18 protein-coding genes are annotated in these 21,823 nt (G+C 42.4%); 4 read left to right on the top strand and 14 right to left on the bottom strand.

Annotated features, from left to right (window positions below; genetic code table 11):
* Positions 1 to 203: 203 nt before the first annotated feature.
* The 10 genes from LU635_RS17150 to LU635_RS17105 form a co-directional block, all read right to left on the bottom strand.
* Positions 204 to 1,439, bottom strand: a complete 1,236-nt coding sequence (locus LU635_RS17150) for an ATP-binding cassette domain-containing protein (RefSeq protein ID WP_240100835.1) — start codon at positions 1,437 to 1,439, stop codon at positions 204 to 206.
* A gap of 27 nt (positions 1,440 to 1,466) precedes the next feature.
* On the bottom strand, positions 1,467 to 2,369 hold the full coding sequence (locus LU635_RS17145; RefSeq protein WP_240100833.1) for an alpha/beta hydrolase: 903 nt from the start codon (positions 2,367 to 2,369) through the stop codon (positions 1,467 to 1,469).
* A 27-nt stretch (positions 2,370 to 2,396) separates the two neighbouring features.
* A complete protein-coding gene (locus LU635_RS17140; RefSeq protein ID WP_240100831.1) occupies positions 2,397 to 4,229 on the bottom strand; it encodes an ABC transporter ATP-binding protein in 1,833 nt (610 codons plus the stop codon).
* A 177-nt stretch (positions 4,230 to 4,406) separates the two neighbouring features.
* Entirely contained in the window at positions 4,407 to 5,276 is an 870-nt protein-coding gene (locus LU635_RS17135; protein ID WP_240100829.1) for a CPBP family intramembrane glutamic endopeptidase, read from the bottom strand.
* Positions 5,277 to 5,532: 256 nt separating this feature from the next.
* Entirely contained in the window at positions 5,533 to 6,264 is a 732-nt protein-coding gene (locus LU635_RS17130) for a hypothetical protein (protein WP_240100827.1), read from the bottom strand.
* Between the two features lie 636 nt (positions 6,265 to 6,900).
* A complete protein-coding gene (locus LU635_RS17125; protein ID WP_240100826.1) occupies positions 6,901 to 7,818 on the bottom strand; it encodes a DUF6090 family protein in 918 nt (305 codons plus the stop codon).
* A gap of 51 nt (positions 7,819 to 7,869) precedes the next feature.
* Complete coding sequence (locus tag LU635_RS17120) at positions 7,870 to 8,103, bottom strand: GIY-YIG nuclease family protein (RefSeq protein WP_255749922.1); 234 nt, start codon at positions 8,101 to 8,103, stop codon at positions 7,870 to 7,872.
* 14 nt (positions 8,104 to 8,117) lie between these two features.
* Positions 8,118 to 8,453 (bottom strand): hypothetical protein, encoded by a 336-nt coding sequence (locus tag LU635_RS17115; RefSeq protein ID WP_240100823.1) that lies wholly within the window; start codon positions 8,451 to 8,453, stop codon positions 8,118 to 8,120.
* A 56-nt stretch (positions 8,454 to 8,509) separates the two neighbouring features.
* A complete protein-coding gene (locus tag LU635_RS17110) occupies positions 8,510 to 10,546 on the bottom strand; it encodes a S9 family peptidase (RefSeq protein WP_240100821.1) in 2,037 nt (678 codons plus the stop codon).
* 109 nt (positions 10,547 to 10,655) lie between these two features.
* The gene (locus LU635_RS17105) at positions 10,656 to 11,087 is read right to left on the bottom strand and encodes a hypothetical protein (RefSeq protein ID WP_240100819.1); all 432 of its coding nucleotides are present in this window, start codon (positions 11,085 to 11,087) and stop codon (positions 10,656 to 10,658) included.
* Between the two features lie 204 nt (positions 11,088 to 11,291).
* Between LU635_RS17105 and LU635_RS17100 the strand changes: the two genes are divergently transcribed.
* Positions 11,292 to 11,837: an RNA methyltransferase gene (locus tag LU635_RS17100; protein WP_240100818.1), complete on the top strand. Its 546-nt coding sequence runs from the start codon at positions 11,292 to 11,294 to the stop codon at positions 11,835 to 11,837.
* Here LU635_RS17100 and folK read toward each other — a convergent pair.
* Positions 11,834 to 12,970 carry a 2-amino-4-hydroxy-6-hydroxymethyldihydropteridine diphosphokinase gene (gene folK, locus LU635_RS17095; RefSeq protein ID WP_240100816.1) on the bottom strand — a complete coding sequence of 379 codons (1,137 nt, stop codon included), beginning with the start codon at positions 12,968 to 12,970 and terminating at the stop codon, positions 11,834 to 11,836. The genes LU635_RS17100 and folK overlap by 4 nt on opposite strands.
* Positions 12,971 to 13,125: 155 nt before the next feature.
* On the opposite strand from folK, the gene LU635_RS17090 reads away from it, so the two are divergent.
* Complete coding sequence (locus tag LU635_RS17090; protein ID WP_240100848.1) at positions 13,126 to 13,794, top strand: queuosine precursor transporter; 669 nt, start codon at positions 13,126 to 13,128, stop codon at positions 13,792 to 13,794.
* Entirely contained in the window at positions 13,791 to 16,490 is a 2,700-nt protein-coding gene (locus LU635_RS17085; RefSeq protein WP_240100815.1) for an AsmA-like C-terminal region-containing protein, read from the top strand. The genes LU635_RS17090 and LU635_RS17085 overlap by 4 nt, the downstream gene beginning before the upstream one ends.
* A gap of 358 nt (positions 16,491 to 16,848) precedes the next feature.
* On the opposite strand, the gene LU635_RS17080 is transcribed toward LU635_RS17085, so the two are convergent.
* Positions 16,849 to 17,646: a DUF2797 domain-containing protein gene (locus LU635_RS17080; protein ID WP_240100813.1), complete on the bottom strand. Its 798-nt coding sequence runs from the start codon at positions 17,644 to 17,646 to the stop codon at positions 16,849 to 16,851.
* Positions 17,647 to 17,758: 112 nt separating this feature from the next.
* On the opposite strand from LU635_RS17080, the gene LU635_RS17075 reads away from it, so the two are divergent.
* Positions 17,759 to 19,285: a GH3 auxin-responsive promoter family protein gene (locus LU635_RS17075; RefSeq protein WP_240100811.1), complete on the top strand. Its 1,527-nt coding sequence runs from the start codon at positions 17,759 to 17,761 to the stop codon at positions 19,283 to 19,285.
* 213 nt (positions 19,286 to 19,498) lie between these two features.
* Here LU635_RS17075 and porV read toward each other — a convergent pair whose 3' ends face one another.
* Both porV and LU635_RS17065 read right to left on the bottom strand, forming a co-directional pair.
* A complete protein-coding gene (gene porV, locus LU635_RS17070) occupies positions 19,499 to 20,662 on the bottom strand; it encodes a type IX secretion system outer membrane channel protein PorV (protein WP_240100809.1) in 1,164 nt (387 codons plus the stop codon).
* Between the two features lie 11 nt (positions 20,663 to 20,673).
* Positions 20,674 to 21,823: PKD domain-containing protein (locus tag LU635_RS17065; protein WP_240100808.1), on the bottom strand; the 1,150-nt coding region annotated here is incomplete at its 5' end.

The raw sequence follows: 21,823 nt of genomic DNA, 5'->3' as shown, positions 1-21,823 counted from the left end.
GGGGATTTTTTCGCTGCCAAAATTTGCGGATTTTAATAAGCGCTAAAATACAGAATCCAAGTTTTCTAAAGGAAAAAGCCTTTCTATTTTATTCACAGGTTTTCAGCTATTCCCCATTATAAGCACAGGCAGATCAAGACGAAAATAAAACTGTAATTTTACTCTTATTGGTGCAGGGGAAACCACAGGTGCTTCCTTCTATTTTAGAAGCTGCTAATCTCACCCCTGGAACCCTTCTCCCCTGGAATAAGACTTAATTCCCTTTCAGGCATGAGGCCTTTTTCCTCCCGGTGCGAAACATAGATAATGGCAGTGTCACTATTCCTGGCAATGCTGTTCACCAGGCCGGTGATCGTTAGAGCGCTTTCATCATTCAGGCCTGTGGTGGGTTCGTCAAGGATAAGCAGCGGCGGATGCTTTATCATTGCCCGCGCTATAAGCACTTCGCGTTGTTCCAGCAAGGGCAGGTCTACAAATATCTTCTTTTGTAAATCTTCCATTTTCAGCAGTTTTAGCCACTCCTCAGCGCATACCACCTGCTGCCTCGACGGCTTCTGATAAAGCCCCACGCTGTCCAGCAGTCCTGAAATAATCATTTCCAGTACCGTATTCCGTCGTGTAAAGAATTCGGTTAGATTCGGAGAAAAATAACCTATTTTTCTTTTGATCTCCCATACCGTTTCACCGCTGCCTTTTCTATTTCCGAAGAGAAAAATATTTTCTCCGTAAGCTTTGGGATTATCCCCGTAGATCATACTCAGCAAGGTGGTTTTCCCGGCACCATTGGGACCGGAGAGCTTCCAGAATTCACCTTTTTTCACCTCCCAGCTGATATTGGATAAAATGGGCCGGTCTTCATATCTTACAGAAACCTGCTCCAGCTTAACCAGAACTTCTGGTTGCTTCTTAAAGCAAACCGGGGGAGGAGGAAGACTTTGAAGCTGAGAAAGATCCACTCTTGAAGTATCTTCAGGATGAAAACCTGCTTTTGAATGCCTTATGGCTTTTCCCGATTTTATCCTGAACACCTCATCAATAAACGGCAAAAGATCTTCCTGCCTGTGATATAGCAGGATAACCTGAATCTCTTTGGAAAGCTTTTCTAACTGAAGCTTCAAATCCTCCACCGACTCCCGATCTAGCGAGTCGAAAGGATTGTCCAGGATCAAAAAATCAGGTTGCTGATCGAGCAGGTAATTAAGTAGTGCCTTTCTCCTCTCCCCGGCCGAAAGGCTGCAAAGTGACCGGCCGGAATTCACCAGTTTTGAACGGCCATGGCGATGGTCGTCTTCCAGGTGCTTTTCCAGCTCAGCATTAGAAAAGACAGCTCCTTGCTTTCCTCTCAGGTCGCTAAGTTCAGCTTCAGGCATAACTTTAAACAGCTGAGCCGGAAGATTCTCAGGATCGGCTATCTCACCGTATATAGCATAATGCTTCAAAGATTCAGTTTTTCATCCATTCTTACTTCAGTCCTTTTCTTCTTCCAGGTTCTTCAGCCAGGTGTAAAATAATTCAGGCCAGGATTGCAGCAACTCATTACCGGTCCCCAGGGAAAAACCATGTCCGCCCTCCGGGTAAATATGCATTTCTACCGGGATATCATTATCCTTCAGAGCTGTATAAAAAGCCAGGCTGTTTTCCACAGGCACCGCTTCGTCATCGGTCGCGTGTATCAAAAAAGTTGGCGGAGTCTTTTCAGAAACCCTTGTTTCATTTGAGAAGCTTTCAACCAGGTCTTCATCAGGACTTTGCCCCAGCAGGGCATTTCGGGAACCCTGGTGGGTAAGTTCATTCTTCATGCTGATCACGGGATAAATCAGTGCCATGAAATCGGGTCTGGAAGCCTGGGAATCTTCATTCTCGAAGTGGGTGCCCAAAGTAGAAGCCAGGTGCCCACCTGCGGAAAAACCAATTACACCCACCTTATCCCTGGCCAGATTCCAGTCTTCGGAATGCGACCGCACCATTCTCATTGCCTTCTGAACATCCTGTAATGGCGCCGCATAACCCACTTTCACCGACGCCGAAGAAGGCAGCCGGTACTTTAACACGATCCCGGCAATCCCTTTAGTATTCAGCCATTTTGCGATCTGGGTTCCTTCCCAGTCGAAGGCCAGGCCCTGGTAACCTCCGCCGGGGCAAATCACCACCGCCTGACCAGTAGAAATATTTTCTGGCGGCAGGAAGACCTGTATCTCGGGCTCCTGCACCTGGGTAATCCAGAGAATACCACCAGCATCGGCTACCTCCTTTTCAGCGGAAGGCTGGCTGTTTGGAACACCTTCAGGCCATAGCGGGAGGCTTGCATGTTGGGAAAAACCTGAATAAAAAACCGAAAAGAAAATGAGCCCCAAGAGTTGTTTTTTCATTATTTAAACTTTTTGTATTTTAATTGTTTATTGATAACCTGCTGCCTGCAAATTAAATAATTCTGCATATAATTTGTCATTGCGCATCAGTTCCTCATGAGTTCCAATTTCCAGGACAGACCCATCTTTTAGAACCATGATCCTGTCAGCTATCCTCACGGTGCTGAAGCGGTGTGAAATTATCACAGCTGTTTTCCCCTTTGTAAGCTGAATAAATCGCTGGAAAGCTTCGGTCTCGGCCCGGGCATCCAAAGCAGAAGTAGGTTCGTCCAGGATGAGCACCTCAGCATCCTTCATATAAGCCCTGGCAATAGCTATCTTTTGCCACTGCCCTCCTGAAAGGTCTTTCCCGTGCTTAAACCTTTTTCCCAGGGGCTGATCGTAACCCAATGGAAGATCGCTCACCACTTCGCGGGCGAGACTTTTCTCTGCCGCACTATCAATTCTTCCCTGATTTTCAATTTCTCCGATCTCTCCCATGGCGATATTTTCTCTCAGGGTCAGTTCAAATTTTACAAAATCCTGAAAGATCACTCCAAAATATTGCCGATACGCAGTCTGGTCATAGTTCTTAACTGGGATATTCTCCAGCAATATTTCCCCTTCTGTTGGTTCATAGAACCGAAGCAGTAATTTTATAAGTGTGGTTTTGCCGGTACCGTTCTCCCCTACAAATGCAAGCTTTTCCCCGGCTCTTAATTCAAAATTAATGTTTCGAACCACCCACTTATCCGATTTTGGGTATTTAAAACCGACATTCCTGAATTCAAAACCTTTTTCGATCTTTTCTGGTATAGGGAGTTTTTCTTCGGAAGAGGTTTCGTCGAAAGTAAGGTCCAGAAATTCAAAGTAATCCTGTAAGTAGAGGGCACTGTCGGTAATTTGAGTAAACCGGGTAAAAAACCCCTGAAGTTTAGACCTTAAGCGATTGAAAGAACCCGAAAGAAAAGTAAGGTCTCCAAGGCTGAAAACTCCTGCAACCGTGCGAAAGACAATAAAGACATAGGCGCCGTAATAAGCCGCCGTACCAATCACATTGAAAAATGAACCCCAGCCAGCACGCTGTTTCGCCAGTCTCTTACTTTGTTGATAATATTTATCTGAAAGTCCTTTAAAACGATCGGCCAGATAATCGGACAATCCGAATAATTTCACCTCCTTGGCGGTGACGTCACTGGCACCCGCGTACCGCAGATAATCCAGTTCACGGCGTTCCTGGGTCCAGCTCCTCGCCAGCGAATAACTGGTACCGCTGAATTTTATCTCATTGATGATTGTGGGAACCACAGAAACAACCAGCAAAATAATCAGCCAGGGCTCAAAGCTCACCACTCCGGCCAAAAGAGACAGGATCACTATAAGGTCTTCACCCTGCGCAAGGATATTAGACATAAGACCTACCCTTCCCGTGGTTTGTCTCCGGGCTCGTTCCAGTTTGTCATAAAATTCGGAGTCTTCGAGTTGATCCAGGTTGAGTTCAGAAGTCTTTTTAATGATCCTTACAGATGTTTCAATGGAATATTGATCGCCTAGCAAAGCATCACTAAGACTTATTCCACGACTCAGCAGATCAGAAAAAACAGCCAGCAGGAATTCAACAGCCACCAGTATCCAGAGACGTTCCATATCTTTGGTTTCTAACCCAATCTGCACCACCACTTCATCAATGATGAGCTTACCCAGCCAAAGCATCACCACAGGCAGTATGGCATTAAGAATACGCCCCGTCACATTAGAGTAAAAAAGTAAAGGATTCACTTTCCTGATCTCCTTAAAAAAGCGGGGAACGAACTTTAAGGAAGCAAAACTTTCCCTGAAGTTTATATTATTGGTCTCGAAAGATCTTTTTTTTCCTGGCAACTGACAGTTATTTTCTGCAATTTAAGAAGGATTCCAAAGCTGATACAGTCTTTCCATATTCAAAATTTCTATGGAACTATAAACATCAGAATACTTCCTAAGCTTCAAAAAGAACCTGAAGCCATCCCGAAAACTCCGTTACAGACTGAGAACTATTTTGGTACAACCTTCAAACTATTAAACCTCAGAATAAACCTTATTCATCATTGGTTTTACGGACCTCCCGGGTATTCTTCCGTATCTTATCCAGATTAGGGCTATGACCAGCGAAACCAGTGGCAGAACGATCCCGAACTCGCCCGCATAATACTCTGTATTGCCATTATCAAGGGTGATCCTTTCAAAAAAGGCCTGGATCACACCATTATGAGTGGCATGGAGCACCACTGCCGGCCAGATGCTGTTGGACCTCAGCCTGATCCAGGCAAATATCACCGAACCGGCCAAGATAAGAAGGCTGAAGCAAAACACCTGGTAGAAAAGAGGAGTTTCGGAAGCACCATAGGAACCTGCTATAATCCCCGGAAGATGCCAACCCAGCCAGACAAGTCCGCTGAGTAAAGCTGTTAGCCAAAAACCGGTAAACCTGGAAAGCTGAGGCACCAGAAATCCGCGCCATCCAAGTTCTTCCCCAAAGGCAAGGACCAGATTAGGAATAAGATTCACGATAGTGATATAGAAAAACGCGGAAGTGATGATAAGGATATCGTTCTCTGAAGACATTCCCATGGTGAATCTTGCCCTTTCAAGAAAGGTGGGGTTGGGTACTTCACCAAGACCGGTAAGCCAGATAAGACCATAAGTAAGAAACCCATATCCTACCGGGATGAGCCACCCGGCTGCGATCCATTTAAAGGAGAAGGACCAGCCTATACTCTTTAAGGAAAGACCTGTAACCAATGCGGTGAGCAGAGCTGCGATTGCCGGGATCCAAATAATGAGCAGCATCTTCAGGTTAGAACCATCAGGAATAAAATAAGAGCCTAGTGAAAGTGCCGCAAGGAAAACGATAAAAATCATCACCCTCTTTTTTGCTGAATTTTCCATGATTTAAAATTGGTTATATCTGCATAGACGCCAAACAAGAAGCGTCGGTTACGGAATCCTTCTTAAATCATATTTAATTTTCAACAAAAAAGAGGCTGTCTAAAAAGCCCCTATTTCGTCAAGCTGAACTTGGTTCAGCTTTTAATTGATATTGATTTTCAATTAGTTAATATCCTGAGATAATTCCGATAGCTATCGGAACAGGATGACGTTTTTGACTTTTTAGACAGCCTCTTTAAATTCAGAAATTCTTAAACTATTCAGGATCCCTGCTTAGTTCTGTATTCAGCTTATACATATATGACCAGATTTCATCTACAGATTCACGGAACCTATTACGTGTAGATTCCGTTTTGGCTTTTCCGTGTTTTTTCTCATAAGCCTGCCATGGTCCATCCCGGTTCTCATCTAAATCTGCAAATTTATTTAAAGGCGCTGCGACCATATAATGTGGAGAGTCAGGACCGCCTCCAACAAAATCATACCAGAAACCACCAGCGTTCTCACTGGATTCCATGAAAGTAGAGCTTACATCCTTTACCACAGATGTAAATTCGGGAGAATTGTTGACCTTAAAGTAAACTACATTAACAAGCTTGGGTCTGTCTCCCTGGCTACGACTAAACTCGGGGATTGTGGTAGCGATATGATGCTCCATTTTCTCCACATAGGGAAAAACATCTGTCTGAAATATGGAGCTGCAGGTCTGCCCGGCTTCATCATTGTCCTCGTCCATCTCTGCCCATTTATCCATATAAAGGGTTACCGCCACCACGTTTCCAACGCCCTGAACCCGGTTCCATACGTTCCAGGAATCAACCCCTTCGTTTTCAAGATAACAGTCTTTCCACTTTTTCATCCCTTCCTGGAACTTCTGTCCCTGGTTAGCCTTGATTGTTAGTTCCCACATATGCATGATACGGCTATCCTCTTCCTGAGAGAACCCCAGGAATGGCATTATTAGTAATAAAACGATCAGTCTTTTCATAATTAGTTGGTTTTTAGTTAATATTTGATCATTAGTATTTCATAATCGATCACCCGGGGCTGGTGAGAAATAGCAAAAGAGATTAGTTAGGCAAACCATCTAACGGGCAGAGCTTATAATTCAAAAAGAGATTGGGAACTTCTGATGGGACAGGTGTCAGAAAGGTTTAATTTATTGAAAATGTACGTCTTATGAAAATATTCAGGATAAACTACCTGAAAATCTGTTATAAAGAGCACGGCCGTTTTCACGAAGGAGTCGCCGGCAGATATTACTAAAGAATTTGTTCATGATTAATCTATCCTGTTATTACTGCACAGGCTGGGTATGAACATTTTTATGAAGCATATTGAATATTTTGTGGATTCCTGCCTTCGCAGGAATGACTAAACATCGTGCCGGAGAAGTCAAAGAATTAGCTAAGGTTTATCACAATATCCATTAATTCAAGGCTAAAGATGGGAGATCTCGCGACCCTGTTTTCACGGAGAAATCACTGCATATTTGGCAAAAGAATTTAAACATAACTACAATGACTTCAACAATGATCTCACTTTATCTTAACTCCCACAGGTTTTCTACCCCCCTCATAGGTTGTTGCGTATAAACAGATACTATCTCCACGCGTGTGGAATCTCAAATAATTATCCCTAGAAAAAACTTGTCCTTGGCATAGGGGAATAAGGGGTGCAATCTTTCTCCCTGGAGATAAAACCTGCCTCCATCTGAGTAAACATCAATTGTATCCCCAGATACGATTTTATATTCCCCTAAAAATCTTTCTTCTAATGCAGAGGCATCATACATCAAGCTCATTTTATTTTTTTCTCCCAGAACCTGATTTATATCCTCATAATTTTCCAATGCAGTTTCCAAGTAACTCGTGGCTCGTCTTATATACTCATTAGTACTTGCATCTAAATACTTCCGCACCATTCCCTTATATCGGATATTATTGAGTAAATAGTCTATTCTATCTTCATTAAGGTAATTAGGTTGGGTACTGGAATACCAATCATAAGTTTTATAGAGATAATCCTTATTGCTTCTTACATCCTCCAATAGAAACTCGTGGGTTCGTTGAAGTACCTTTAAAAGGTCCTCGTATTGATAAATCAGGTTTTCAACTATGGTATCATAATCCTCAGGAATGATGAATTGTGCAGCTCTTAAATTGTCATAACCCACACTTTTCATATTCATAGGTATAAGCTCAAGGGCCAGATAATGAAGTTCATCAAATTCAGGATTTTGATATTCTTCCGGACTCAGGAGGTCATTTAATACCATATAACCTATAGAATCTTTACGAGCATAATAAGGAATGTTGTCCTGGATGATAGCGACGTCGTCCTCAATATCATTTTGAATTTTTCGAAGAAGTTTCCGAACCTTTGCTTCATTTTGCCTTGTTTCATTCCAGTTATTGATTTGAAGGGCAATGAGAATTCCGATCACAACCAGGATGATCTCCCCAATGGCATAAATAAGGTATCGGGTGAACCTGTTTTCACGAAGTAATCGCCGACGGATATGTCTGAAGAATTTGATCATGATTAATGTATCCTGCCATTCCTGCGCAGGCAGGAATCCATTTTTTGGTTTCTATAATTCCAATTCGTGGTTTGGCCATTCCTTTGCCAGATCACTCCAGCGTGGATTTTTTTCCTCAATTAGGTTTATTTTCCATTCGCGTTTCCACTTTTTCATATTTTTCTCTCTTTTGATAGCATCATTTATATATTGAAATGTCTCGAAATAGACCAATCGATTAAGGCCATATTTTTTGTTAAAACCTTCATTAAGTTGATTTGTATGCTCGAACATTCTCCGTTCCAAATTATTGAGAATACTTAATAAAGCATATTGTTCAATATCTTGTCAAGATTTCGTTCCATCATACTGAACTGATGGTCTGAAAAGAAAATTTCACGAATTTCCCTTTTCAGCTTAATGAGTTCCTTATGAGAAAAATCATTTACAGCGATTGCATCTTCAATTTTTTCCAGCCTTTCTTCTTCGGAATCCTTCCAAAATTCGTTGTAGATCTTTTCGAAGCTTTTCTCATCTACATTAGAACTGATAAGCCTGAGTTCCACAGGAGTTTCCACAGAATCGGCATTGGCACAGAGCAGCAGAATGTAAATCTCCAGCTCTGTTCTGGTCCATCGATTTTTTCCCACGTGCATATTTTTATGATTGATTATTACAGATTTTTCTTTTGAGGAATTCGGTAAACCCTGTTTTATTCATCCTTATACTTATCAAACCATGCCAGAATAGCAGCGATCTTGGCAATAAGATTACTCGGTTTGTTCGCTATCCCATGTGAGGCTCCCGGGATCCTCACCATTGCTGTTTCAACCCCTTCAAGTTTAAGTGCCGAATAGAATTGTTCAGATTCGGCGATGGGAGTACGATAATCTTCTTCTCCTGTCAATAACATAGTGGGTGTAGTGACATTCCCCACATAGGTTAGAGGTGATCTTTTCAGATAAGGCTCCGGATCTTCCCATGGTTTGTTAGGAAACCAGTATTTGCTGAAGAAGCCTGGACCATCGGCATATAAAACGAAACTGTACCAGTTAATCACAGGCTTCGCGACCACAGCCGCCTTAAACCTGTCGGTCTTACCCACGATCCATGCGGTAAGCACTCCGCCACCACTTCCACCGGTAACAAAAAGATTTTCTTCATCCACAAAGCCTTTTTCTAGTACGGCATCCACTCCACTCATCAGATCTTCATAATCGTGATTGGGGTAGTCATGGTGTATTAGGTTTCCAAATTCAGCGCCATAACCCGAACTTCCTCTGGGATTGGAGTACAGCACCACATAACCGGCAGCTGCGAAAGCCTGTATCTCGGCTGAATAGACGGAACCATAACTGGCAAAAGGTCCCCCATGAATTTCCAGGATGAACGGATATTTCTTATCCGGATCAAAGTCTGGCGGAGTTACCAGCCAGCCCTGTATCTCCCTATCGTCATACGAAGAATTCCAGGTGATCTCCTCCACTTTTCCTAAATTCCTGAAAGAAAAAAGATCTTCGTTAAGATTTGTGATACGCTTCATCTTTCTGCCATCATGAAAGGCAAGATCGGCAGGGTTCAGCGCGGTACCATAAGTATAGGCCAGGTCTCCACCTTCAGAAACCGAAAAAGTGGCTGCGTTATAGGGTCGGCCGAGGGAAAGTCCGCCTAAATTTTCAGCCACCACCCTGGTCTTTCCATTAAGGTCTATATATGCTATTTTTGTATCACCATGATCATCATACTGGAAAAATAAGCCTTTGCCTTTTCCATCCCACTGGATATTCTGAATATCCCGGTCAAATTCCCCGGAAATCTTCTCAGGCTCGCCGCCTGTGGCATCCATAATATATATATCATTTATCTGATAGCCCTGGAACTCATCATCAAAGCCCAGATAGGCAATAGTGTTTTCGTTTGGAGAGACCACCGGACTATAATCTGGCCCCACCCTGTCGGTAAGAGGCTTAACTTCTCCCGAACTTAGGCTTAGCTCATATATCTCCGAATTCAAAGGCTGAAAATCGGCATCTTCCCTTAGATTGGCCGAAAAGTACAGCTTCTTGTCATCTGCAGACCATACCGGGTTACCGTGATCATATTCTGAAAAAGTAAGCTGCCGGGGCGTACCGCCATCGGTTGAAAGAATAAATATCTGATCATAGCCTGTTTTTAAGTAACCCTGTCCATCGCCGCGGTAATTAAGTTCATCTATAAATTTTGGCGGATCATTCCATTTTGCGCCTTCAGGTTTTGAAGGAAGTTTAATAAACGGATCTGTTTTATCCGGAACGAACATACTAAATGCTAAATATTTGCCATCATTAGACCAGCTAATATTTCCGGGGCTCTGGGGTGTGTTGGTGAGAGGAAACACTTCCCTTGTATCCAGCCACATGAGATACAGCTTCATTTTATCGTCCTCCATATTAGACCTAAAGACCAGTTTTCTTCCGTCGGGCGACCAGCGCGGTGAAAAATCGTTCTGATTACCGGAGGTAAGCGGGCGGTTTTGAGAACCATCGGAATTAACAATCCAGAGATTAGACAGGTTTTTATCTGTCATTATATCCTTAAAATTCCTCACATAAACTATCTTTTTACCATCAGGGGATATCTGCGGATCGGAGACATATTCATAATCAAAAATATCCAGCAGCTGTAATTCAGAGGTGGTTTGTGAAGTAGTTTGGGAATAGGAGAAAGAAAAAATAAAGAGGAATGTTAACAGTAATTTGATATGTTTCATAACAGGATATTTGGTTTACTTAAATCTAATGATTTTTATTAAAAAAACAGATCAGCTCTTTTTAGCTGATCTGTTTTACTAATTATCCCATGTTTTCTATATAAAAACATCATTCCTTTCTGGCTATACTCGTCTCCCAGAGATCAACATAAGTAAAGAATTCATCCATTTTGGACATGGCTTTATCAGGACTACCCGCCAGTTTTGCCATTTCATTCATCCATTTTGCATCATTGGGAGTCATTTCATAATTCAAGGTTTCTATACCTTCTTCCATTTCCCATACTACCAGCATATCATAATCTCCGGTAGCAAAATGATAAACCGTTGGCGCTTCTATCCCGGCATTTTGATCGGCCTTCGCGAAATACTCCTGTATGATACCCATTGCCGGATCCTTTTTCATAGGTTTGAATTTAATATATACCATTTGTACCCAGTTAGGGTTGTCATATTTCTTCGCGCTCATTTCCTGGGCACCGGTGTATTGCATACCAGCCATTAAAAAAATTAGGACTAATAAATACTTTAAACTTCTCATAATTCTGATGGTTTTAGTTATAATTGAATTTGTATTTACAAAGACTTTTAACCATAAGCATCCCTTTGCAGGAAAGACAGAAGTTCTTAAGGGAGAATCGGGGAGAAATATATTAATTCTAATTTAGTAAAATTATTCAAAATATTGACTTTCAGTATTTTAAACTAAAAAGAAAGAAAACCTGCAATTTCCTATTTTTGTGCCATGAACAAGAGGAAACTTAGAAACAGCGAACTTGACCGGAAAAGTGTAGAGGAGTTTAAACAAGCTGAAAAGACCCCGATAATAGTTATTCTTGATAACGTACGAAGCCTTAATAATATAGGTTCCGTATTCCGCACGGCCGACGCATTCCTGATAAAAAAGATCTACCTCTGCGGGATCACAGCAAAACCACCTCACAAAGACATTCAAAAGACCGCTCTTGGAGCCACAGAAACGGTTAGCTGGGAGTATGTGGAAAACACACTGGAACTTATAGAGAAATTGAAACGTGACGGGATAAAGGTCTACTCTGTTGAACAGGCCGAAGGTGCCATCATGCTCAACGATTTTCATCCCAAACCCGGGGAAATATGCGCCATAATTTTCGGAAATGAGGTGAAGGGTGTACAGCAAAAAGTGGTTTCAGCCAGCGATGGGGTAATTGAAATACCTCAGCTTGGCAGTAAACATTCCTTAAATATCTCAGTAAGCACGGGAGTGGTTCTCTGGGACCTGTTTTCTAAGATGAAGACTGCAAGATCCTAGCGAACAGCTTTATCAATTTCAGAAAGCAGCCACAAATAATCTTTTCGATTCGAAACAAAATCAAGCCCGGAAATATCTATCACCTGCACCTTCATATTGCTTTGTGATTTCATGAAGTTCAGATAGCTCTTATTGATCTCAAAGAGGTAATCTGGTTGAATATTCTGTTCGTAATCCCTCCCCCTTTTTTTGATATTCTCCAGCAGCCTGTCAGTATTCTGATACAGGTAGATATATAATTCAGGCTTCACCAGTTCCTTATACATCAGATGAAAAAGCTTGTGATAAAGAGAATATTCATCTTCATGGAGTGTGATCCTCGCAAATATGAGAGATTTAAAGACGTCATAATCTGAGATCACAAAGTCCTTAAAAAGGTCATACTGGGCCAGGTCGTCTGAAAGTTGCTGATAACGGTCGGCCAGGAAAGACATCTCCAGCGGAAATGCATACCTGTCCTTATTTTCATAGAATTTAGGAAGGAACGGATTGTCTTTAAAGCGCTCCAGGACCAGTTTCGCATTGAAATCCTGTGAGATCATCGTGGAAAAACTGGTCTTCCCTGCCCCAATATTTCCTTCTACAGCAATATAATTGCAACCTGGAAATTTATAGTCTATCTGGGGCTTCTCCAGTTTTATCCCGGCAACGGAGATCGGTGAATCATCGGTCGTTTCTTCGAGCAACTGCCCTATCTTCTTATGAAGCACGGGATGCTTTTCTGACGAAGCAATGTCATTAAGTGGTTTTAGAACAAAGGCCCTTTCTGGAATTCCCGGATGCGGAATCTTTAATTCCGGGGTATCCAGAACTTCATCCTCAAAAAGAAGGATATCCAGGTCTATGGTTCTGTTCTGATAATTTTCAGAATCCGATCGTTCCCGTCCCAACTCGGTTTCGACAAGCAAAAGCTTATCAAGTATTTCCTGTGGTTCAAGTCTGGTACCAACCGAAACACAGGCATTCAAAAAGGCATTCCCCTCAAATCCCCAGGCCGGAGTCTCATATACCCTGGAAATATCCCGGATCCAGCCAATATTTTCATGGATCTGCAGAAGGGCTTTTTGCATGTAAGCCTGGCGGTCACCAAGGTTACTTCCCAATGCTAATATTACTGTTTTAGGGGATTTCAAAGCGAATTAAGAAAATTTTAATAGGTAGATTCAAATAATTTCACAGCAAATTAAGCAAAACAAAAGCACATACCCTTAATTTTGTTAATAGACTTTAATAAAAAAATTTGGCCAAATTTTACCTGAAAGACAAGCTTAAGGCCCAGCAGATTTACATGGTCCTTAGCGCCCTATTTATCGCTTCCCTGGTTGCATCAAACCTGATCTTTCAAAAGTTTTTTTACTGGGATTTTTTCGGGGTATATACTTTTGAGATTTCAGTGGGGATCCTGCCATACCCGGTAACCTTCCTTATTACCGATATAATCAGTGAAGTCTATGGTAAGAAAAAAGCAAACCTGGTAGTTACCTCCGGGATCTTTGCATCGTTCTTTTCCTTACTGATAGTATACCTGGCAGAGGCAGCGCCGGCAACGGCCTGGTCACCAATAGACAACAGCCTGTTCCATAAGGTTTTCGGGGCAACAGGCATCGCAGTATTCGCATCTATGGTAGCCTATTTGCTGGCTCAGTATGTAGATATACAGCTTTTTCATTTTTGGAAAAGGCTTACCAAAGGAAGGCATTTATGGCTCAGGAATAACTTTTCAACTTTCCTCTCGCAATTCGTGGACACTTTTTCGGTCCTGTTTTTGCTCTGTTCTTTTGGAAAGATAGACTGGGAGTTGTTTGGAGGCCTGCTATTTAGCGGTTTTTTATTCAAAGTACTGGTCGCAGCTATGGACACCCCGTTTCTGTACGCCGCAGTATACGGACTAAGAAACCTCTTTGATCTGAAACCTGCTGAAGAATTGAAATTAGAAACAAATGTTATAAACCAATGAAAAAAGCATTAAAGATTATCGGATTTATACTGCTCACTATCTTTATTTTACTGTTAGTGTCACCTTTTGTTTTTGAATCTCAATTGAAAGACCTGGTCAAAAAGACCATGAATGAGAATCTGAATGCCCAGGTGGACTTTCAGGATATAGACCTGAGCATGTTCCGTAGTTTTCCGCAGGCCACCCTTGTAATAGAAGATCTCAGCATCATCAATAATGAACCCTTTAAAGGAGATACCCTGGCGATAGCTGAAGAGGTGACCATGGAGATGTCTGTCTGGGAACTCTTCAAAAGCAGCGAAGAATCCAAACATGTTGATGAACTCAAAATGGATAACGCCTTTGTCAACATCAAAGTGGATTCTCTGGGAAATAATAATTACGACATAGCAATAGAAGATACTGCCACGACCTCTTCAAACGGTCAGCCATTCAGCCTTGACCTGAAACATTATGAGATTACCAATACCTGTGTAAAATACCTGGATCAAAAAGGAAAGATCACTCTGGATATTGAAAACCTGAACCATGAAGGTACCGGTGATTTCTCCCTTGATGAATCGGAACTCGACACCTATTCTGAAGCCCTGGTTTCCCTGGATTATGATGGCGTAAACTACCTGAATCAGCATAATGTAAGCCTGGATGCCGTATTCCTCATGAACCTTGAAACGCTGAAATATACTTTTAAGGAAAATGAAGCCAGGATCAATCAGCTACCTTTAACTTTTGATGGCTATGTCCAGGTGAATGAAGAGGATACGGAGATGGATCTTAGCTTTAAAACTCCTTCCTCAGATTTTAAGAATTTCCTTGCCGTGATTCCCGAAACCTATGCGAAGAATATAGAAAATGTCGAAACAAAAGGGAATTTTGTGGTAAACGGAAGGATCTTCGGAAAAGCAGACGATACCTATATTCCAAAAATGGACATAAAGGTCACTTCAGCCGATGCTTCCTTCAAATACCCTGACCTCCCAAAAAGTGTACAGGACATAAGCCTTGATCTGGAAATTTTGAATGATAGCGGACTTGCAGAAGAAACCTATATTAACATCAATAACGCGACCTTCCGCATAGACCAGGACAGGTTCACTACCAAAGGAAAGATCAGCAATATTACAGAGAATATGCTACTTGACCTGGAAGTAGATGGCACCATTAATCTTGCAAATATCAGCAAGGCCTATCCGCTTGAAATGGAGCAGGATATGAACGGAATCCTGACTGCTGATGTGCAGACTTCTTTTGATATGAATTCCATCGAAAAGGAACAGTATGAGAATGTGAAAAGCAGCGGAACGGCTTCTATCAGAAATTTCAGTTATGTATCGCCGGAAATCCCTAATGAAGTAAAGATTTCCAATGCCGATATGAGCTTTAACCAGGGAAATGTACGTATCCCTGAATTAAAACTCACCACCGGGCAAAGCGATCTTACCGCTTCCGGATCTCTGGAAAACCTGATTGGTTTTCTGTTTACAGATCAACAATTAAAGGGGAGTTTTGATGTAAAATCCAATACCTTTTCGATTAACGATTTTAAGGTTGCCGAAACTGAAGAGCTAACGACCAAAAATGAGGATGGTACAGAAAAGACCGTGGCGAAGACAACAGGCAAAGAAGCGGTGAAGATCCCTTCATTCCTGGACGTAGAACTAAAGTTCGATGCCAATACGGTTATTTATGACAATCTTGAATTGAAAAATGCCAAAGGAGTACTTGTCTTAAGGGACGAAACCGCTAAACTGGAGAATATCACGACCAACATTTTCAACGGAAGCATTGGTCTTGATGGAATGGTCTCTACAAAGAATCCAACGCCTGTCTTCGAGATGAATCTTAACCTCAATTCTCTGGATATTGCTTCCTCTTTTAACGGACTTGATCTGATGCAGAACCTGGCACCTCTTGCCAGGGCTCTTGAAGGTAAACTTCAGTCTTCGCTGAATCTGAAAGGTAATCTTAATGAAGACCTTACCCCACAGCTGGCAAGTGTTGCCGGAAATGCTCTTGCAGAGATCCTTACCGCAGAACTGAATCCCGAAAAAGCAGCTTTACTATCTCAACTGGACGGGCAGCTGGGCTTTCTTGATTTCAGCAAACTGGACCTGAGTAAACTTAAGACTTATCTCACCTTTAGAGACGGAATGGTGGAGATAGAACCTTTCGATTTCAATATCAAGGATATCAGGTTTCAGGTTTCAGGAAGTCATGGTTTTGATATGTCTATGGATTATGACCTGGTGCTGGATGTTCCGGCGCGCTATCTGGGGTCGGAAGTTGGCGGAACCCTGGGTAAACTTAGCGGAGAGGACCTGCAGAATATGACGGTAGCCCTGCCGATAGGAATATCCGGTAGTTTCCAGAGTCCTAACGTAAAACTGAACATGCAGCAGGCGGTGAATAATCTCACACAGAAAATAGTGGAAAAACAAAAAAGAAATCTTGAGGACAAAGCTGTTGATGCCATCAATGATATTTTAAGAGGAAAGAGAGATCCCAATAAACCATTTTCGAAAGATTCAACTTCTGTAGATAATAAATCTACAGACTCAACCGGTACTCAGGTTCCCACAAAAAGAGATTCTATAAGCAGGTCTCAGGAAGAGCAGGTGAAGAATGCCGCGAAAGATATCCTGGGCGGGATCCTTAAGAATACAAAGAAGAAAACAGATACTACTAAGAATAATTAACAGAACGCACTTCGACAGGCTCAGTGCGTCACCCTGAACTCGTTTCAGAGTTTGTCACTGCGAGCGTAGCGAAGCAGTTTCTTCTTTAGATGAGATTCCTTCGCTTTGCGAGGAATGACGGGCAATAATAGAGAGTGCCGCCACCCTGAACTTAATTAAAGATCAGTCAATTCAAGCTATTCTTCCAGTCTCTGCGAGCCGCCATTGGCGGAGAAGCAGTCTCTTAACATTGGGAGTTGGTTGTCAATTAGTATCTAGTAGTATCTAGGTCGTTGTTTGTCACTGCGATCCACCAAAGGTGGAGAAGCAGTCTCTTTCTAAAGGCGAGGTTCCTTCGCTACGCGCGGAATGATGACTATTAGACAAGAATTTTTAATTCTACCACAAAGCCTTCATGCCCCCTTACATTAAAGACGGTACCATCTTGGAATAAAAGATATTGTCCTTTAATTCCGGTCAAAACCCCTTCATAAAAAGGAGATTTTCCCAGGTTGAGCGTTTTTATCTTTTTAGGAAATTCCTGCACTGGAAATTTGATCTCTGTTTCCTTATTGCTGGCGATATAATATTCTTTGGCTTCTCCTGGAATATATTCTTTCAGTTTTTCTCTTTCTTCCTCTAAATTGAGATCCACAATATCATTGGTCAACATCTTTCGCCAGTTGGTCTTATCTGAGACGTGCTCTTTTAAAGCAACTTCAGTAATTCCTGCAAGGTACCGGTTTGGCACCTCCACGATCTCTATGGCCTCGTGAGCCCCCTGGTCTATCCAACGCGTAGGGATCTGGGATTTTCTGGTAACCCCAACCTTTACATCGCTGGAATTAGCGAGATACACCACATGTGGCTGGAGCTGTGCTCTTTTTTCAAAATCGAGGTCCCTGTCCTCTTCTCCAAGATGAGCCTTGCTCAATTCGGGATTTATTACCCAGTCGCCGGCTTGTGGTATGGAATTGAAACAATCATAACAAAAGCCCTGGCGAAAGATCTTTTTCTCCAACCCACAATTAAGACACTGAAATTTCAGAAAATTGATACTTATTTTCTTTCCAAGTGCCTGGTTAAGATTTAAAAAGTCATTTTCCCAAACAAGGTAATACTGAACAACATCGGTGATTTCAGTTCTCATTTTGGTTAGAACACCCTCGTATCTCATTTATTTTTTTATTTTAAGACTAATTGAATTTTTTGCAGGCTTCAAAGTTTCGTTTATTTTTAACCAAATAACGTACGCCTTCAGAATATAAGCGTTAAAGATAAGAAGAATAATGCCAATTCCGTTAGTCAACTCCATAGCTTCATGGTTCCTGAAGAAGCGAATTCACCAGATGGAATTATTCATCAAATACCCCCATGATGTTCAGAAAGAGCTGCTTAGGAATCTTCTCACCAAGGCGAAGAACACAGAATTTGGGAAACGTTATAATTTTGAGGAAATAAATTCTTACGAGACTTTTCGCGAAAGAGTACCCATTCAGAAATATGAAGATTATGAAGGGGTAATAGAACGCAGCCGCAAAGGAGAAACCAATATTTTCTGGCCCACTCCCATAAAATGGTTCGCAAAATCCAGTGGAACCACAAATGCCAAAAGCAAATTCATCCCGGTTAGTGAGGACTCGCTGGAAGACTGTCATTATGCCGCAGGAAAAGATCTCTTATGCATCTATCTGAATAACAACCCGCAATCCCAGTTATTCACAGGTAAAAGCCTTCGACTTGGAGGAAGCAAGGAAATTTACCGGGAAAATGGAACCTCATACGGTGACCTTTCAGCCATCCTTATAGACAATATGCCTTTCTGGGCCGAGTTCAGCAGCACCCCCAGTAACGAAGTTTCCCTAATGCACGACTGGGAATATAAAATGCAGGCCATAGTGAACGAAACAATAAAGGAAAAGGTTAGCAGCCTGGCCGGAGTGCCCAGCTGGATGCTTGTTTTGCTGAATAATGTTCTGGAAACCACCGGAAAGGAAGAACTTTTTGAGGTATGGCCTAATCTGGAAGTATATTTTCATGGAGGTGTTAGCTTTCAGCCTTATGCTTCCCAGTATCAAAAGATCCTGCCTAAAGAAGATTTCAGGTATTATGAGATCTACAATGCTTCAGAAGGTTTCTTTGCCTGCCAGGATCATAACGATTCCAAAGATCTGCTCTTGATGCTGGACTACGGTATTTTCTATGAATTCATACCTATGGATGAATACGGAACCGAAAATGAAAAAGCAATCCCCTTAAGCGAAGTGGAGATCGATAAGAACTATGCAGTGGTCATTACAACAAATGCCGGACTGTGGCGCTATAAAATTGGAGATACTGTGAGGTTCACAGACACTAATCCATACCGCATCAAGGTCTCAGGCCGTACCAAACATCACATCAATGTCTTCGGGGAAGAGCTCATAATCGAAAATGCCGAAGCCGCCTTAAAAAAAGTATCCCTGGTGACCAATTGCGAAATTGTCGATTATACGGTTGCTCCCGTATTCATGGAAGGCAAAGAAAAAGGAGCTCACGAATGGATGATTGAGTTCAAGACTCCCCCAAAGGATTTCGATAATTTCAAGTATCAACTGGATCGTGCGCTTCAGGAAGTGAACAGCGATTACGAGGCGAAGCGATATAATAACATGACCTTACGTATGCCTACCGTACATCAGGCGCGTAAGAACCTGTTCTATGACTGGCTCAAAAAACACAATAAAGTAGGCGGACAACATAAAGTCCCACGCCTTTCAAATTCCAGAAATTATCTGGAGGAATTATTTGAACTGAATTCGTTTAGAGTATCTTAAGCACTCTCTTGTATTTACAAAAAAAACCTCACAGGTTTTGGAAACCTGTGAGGTTTAGGCATTTTCAGTAATTAAGTAGCTAATCTTTTGAATTAGGACTAAAACTCTCGGCATACACGTTAAATTGATCAGGAAATTTTTAAATATTTCCCATAAAACAAAAACGCCCTTTCAGAAAGGGCGTTTTTGTTTAATCATGAATGGCTTAGTTTTTTACAAAGAGCTTACTGAATTACTTTGTGTACTTTTATTGGAGGAATCAAGATTGAAGCTTAAGGAGAACTTTACCACCTTATCCTGACTACTCATGATGCTACTGGCCACAGGCAGCTGATAGGCAAAATCGAACATAAAACGATCGTAGCTGATCCCTGCTCCAAGGCTCATATGGTTCTTAAATCCTTTCTCCCTGCTCTGGGTAATATAACCGGTACGAAAAGTGAAGGTATCGTTGAAATTAAACTCCGATCCAAGCGAGAAGATCACCTCTTTCATCTCTTCCGAAAAGCCATCGGGTGCATCCCCAAAAGATGAGAACCAGCCACCGGCTGCACTATCGTCCGGAAGGTTACGCTGATCATCGGTCGCGGGTACCAGAAACTTCAGTGCCTCGCCGTAGAAAGAGAACATATCATTCCTGCCCATCGCAATATGATATCCTCCTCCTACTTTCAGGGAAGTTGGAAGCGGATAATCAAAGCCTTCCTCATCAGCATACTTAAGCTTGGAGCCCAGGTTCTTTAAGTTAAAACCCATAGTCCATTTATTAATGTGCTGATCTAATGAAGCCGAGGTATAGTACCCTGAAACATCAGCCGCCACGGCATTGCCCGTTTGTAGCTGCACATCATCATTGCCCTGATTCGTTGCAATATCTGATCGGATATAACGACCTGTAACCGACATGCCGAAATTCTCGTTCAGCTTAAGGCTGTAAGAAAGGTCTACCGCCATTTCATTAGGCCTGTAGTTTCCCTGGTTGATAATGCTATTACCCATTTCTTCTTCCACCTGTACCTCTCCAAAGCTGAAGTAGGTCAGGGAGCCGCTTAAGGCCGAGCGTTCATTTAGCATTTGATAGTAAGCCGCATTGGCATGGAACATATCATTAGCATAACCTATAAACTGCGGAATATAAGATAAACCGATCCCCTTGGAGCTCTCTCCTGCATACAGGAATTTTGCAGGGTTATGGAACTGGGAGTAGGCATCGGGCAAGGTAGCTACTCCGCTCTCTCCCATCCCGCCTGCCCTGGCGTCCGGGACTATCTGCAGGAAAGGAGCCCCCGTGATCACGGGGCGCACCAGTTCCTGACTCGTTGCTATAAGGCCTGAAAATAAGGTGACCAGACCGAAAAATATATTCTTAGTTTTCATATTCGTTTTCATTACAATGCGATTAATTTCTTAAGATGTACCGTGCCCTTCTCATCCAGGACCCTTACCAGTAAGGTTCCTTTAAATGGAGCAATATCAATCATCATTTCAAAGGACTTATTCCCTTCAAACATCTTGTACTTGTTGGTCTCTGTCTCCAGTACCTCTACCTGCATGATCTTAGATCTGAAAGGCACCACAACCTTGGCCATGGAGCTTTGTTTTAAGATCGTTGGCACTACATGTACGGTGCTGGCATCCACACCATCGATCTCTACGGTTACCGTTGCGGTTTCCTGACCGGTGTTTCCAGCTTCATCGGTAGCAGTTAAGGTCACTTCATAAGTACCCACTTCGTCAAAATAGGTTTGATCCAGGCTTAGTCTTACCTCGCTACAATTATCAAAGCTGCCGTTGTCTATATCCTCGGGAGCAATGCTCACATTGATCTCAGGATCCAGGTAAACCGTAATATCACGGGTGCTTACCTCAGGCACCGTTACATCGCGTACGATCACATTCTGCTGCTGGGTGGTGATATTCCCATTCTCATCATCATAGCTCCAGGTGATAGTATATTCTCCCTGGTCCATATAGGTAAGCGCATCTGAAGCGGTTCCCATGATAGCTCCTCTGCAATTATCAGTGGCCGTTGGTGCAGGAATATCTGAAACCCCGCATTCTACCGCAATGTCTTCCAGGGATGCCACATCCGGTACCGGTGCCGTGGCATCTTCAATGATGATCTCCTGTTGCTGGTAAGTTACATTCCCATTTCCATCGTCATACTTCCAGGTAATGATGGTAGATCCACTGCGGGTCACAGGGAAATAAAGATCAGCAACTCCTTCAATGGACTCATCACAATTATCGACTGCCAGTGGTTTTGTCACATCGCCCGCTTCAACAATACACTCGGCTCTAACCGGAGCCAGAGTTTCCATTACCGGAGTTGGTGCGATTTTGTCTTTAGCTGTCAATACTACCGTGGATTCATCAATATTTCCTGCAGCATCAGTGGCCGTAACTACTACCTCTACAGTCCCGTTATGTTCTAAGGAAACTACTGTTCCCGCAGCTGGTAACTGGACAATACTTACCGTACAATTATCGGTAGCTGTTCCCATAACATTAGGAACAGTGATTGAACAAAACTCATCT

The sequence above is a fragment of the Christiangramia crocea genome, from assembly GCF_022410465.1.
GTDB classification, from domain to species: domain Bacteria; phylum Bacteroidota; class Bacteroidia; order Flavobacteriales; family Flavobacteriaceae; genus Christiangramia; species Christiangramia crocea.
Note: the sequence above shows the minus strand (reverse complement) of the source record. Positions and strands in the feature narration are given on the sequence as shown.

Coding starts and splice junctions, on each gene's coding strand:
- LU635_RS17090 (WP_240100848.1), top strand. CDS start 13,126: ATGGTCCTTAGCGCCCTATTTATCGCTTCCCTGGTTGCATCAAACCTG.
- LU635_RS17075 (WP_240100811.1), top strand. CDS start 17,759: ATGCCAATTCCGTTAGTCAACTCCATAGCTTCATGGTTCCTGAAGAAG.
- porV (WP_240100809.1), bottom strand. CDS start 20,662: ATGAAAACTAAGAATATATTTTTCGGTCTGGTCACCTTATTTTCAGGC.
- LU635_RS17085 (WP_240100815.1), top strand. CDS start 13,791: ATGAAAAAAGCATTAAAGATTATCGGATTTATACTGCTCACTATCTTT.
- LU635_RS17145 (WP_240100833.1), bottom strand. CDS start 2,369: ATGAAAAAACAACTCTTGGGGCTCATTTTCTTTTCGGTTTTTTATTCA.
- LU635_RS17105 (WP_240100819.1), bottom strand. CDS start 11,087: ATGAGAAGTTTAAAGTATTTATTAGTCCTAATTTTTTTAATGGCTGGT.
- LU635_RS17130 (WP_240100827.1), bottom strand. CDS start 6,264: ATGAAAAGACTGATCGTTTTATTACTAATAATGCCATTCCTGGGGTTC.
- LU635_RS17125 (WP_240100826.1), bottom strand. CDS start 7,818: ATGATCAAATTCTTCAGACATATCCGTCGGCGATTACTTCGTGAAAAC.
- LU635_RS17080 (WP_240100813.1), bottom strand. CDS start 17,646: ATGAGATACGAGGGTGTTCTAACCAAAATGAGAACTGAAATCACCGAT.
- LU635_RS17135 (WP_240100829.1), bottom strand. CDS start 5,276: ATGGAAAATTCAGCAAAAAAGAGGGTGATGATTTTTATCGTTTTCCTT.
- LU635_RS17110 (WP_240100821.1), bottom strand. CDS start 10,546: ATGAAACATATCAAATTACTGTTAACATTCCTCTTTATTTTTTCTTTC.
- LU635_RS17115 (WP_240100823.1), bottom strand. CDS start 8,453: ATGCACGTGGGAAAAAATCGATGGACCAGAACAGAGCTGGAGATTTAC.
- LU635_RS17100 (WP_240100818.1), top strand. CDS start 11,292: ATGAACAAGAGGAAACTTAGAAACAGCGAACTTGACCGGAAAAGTGTA.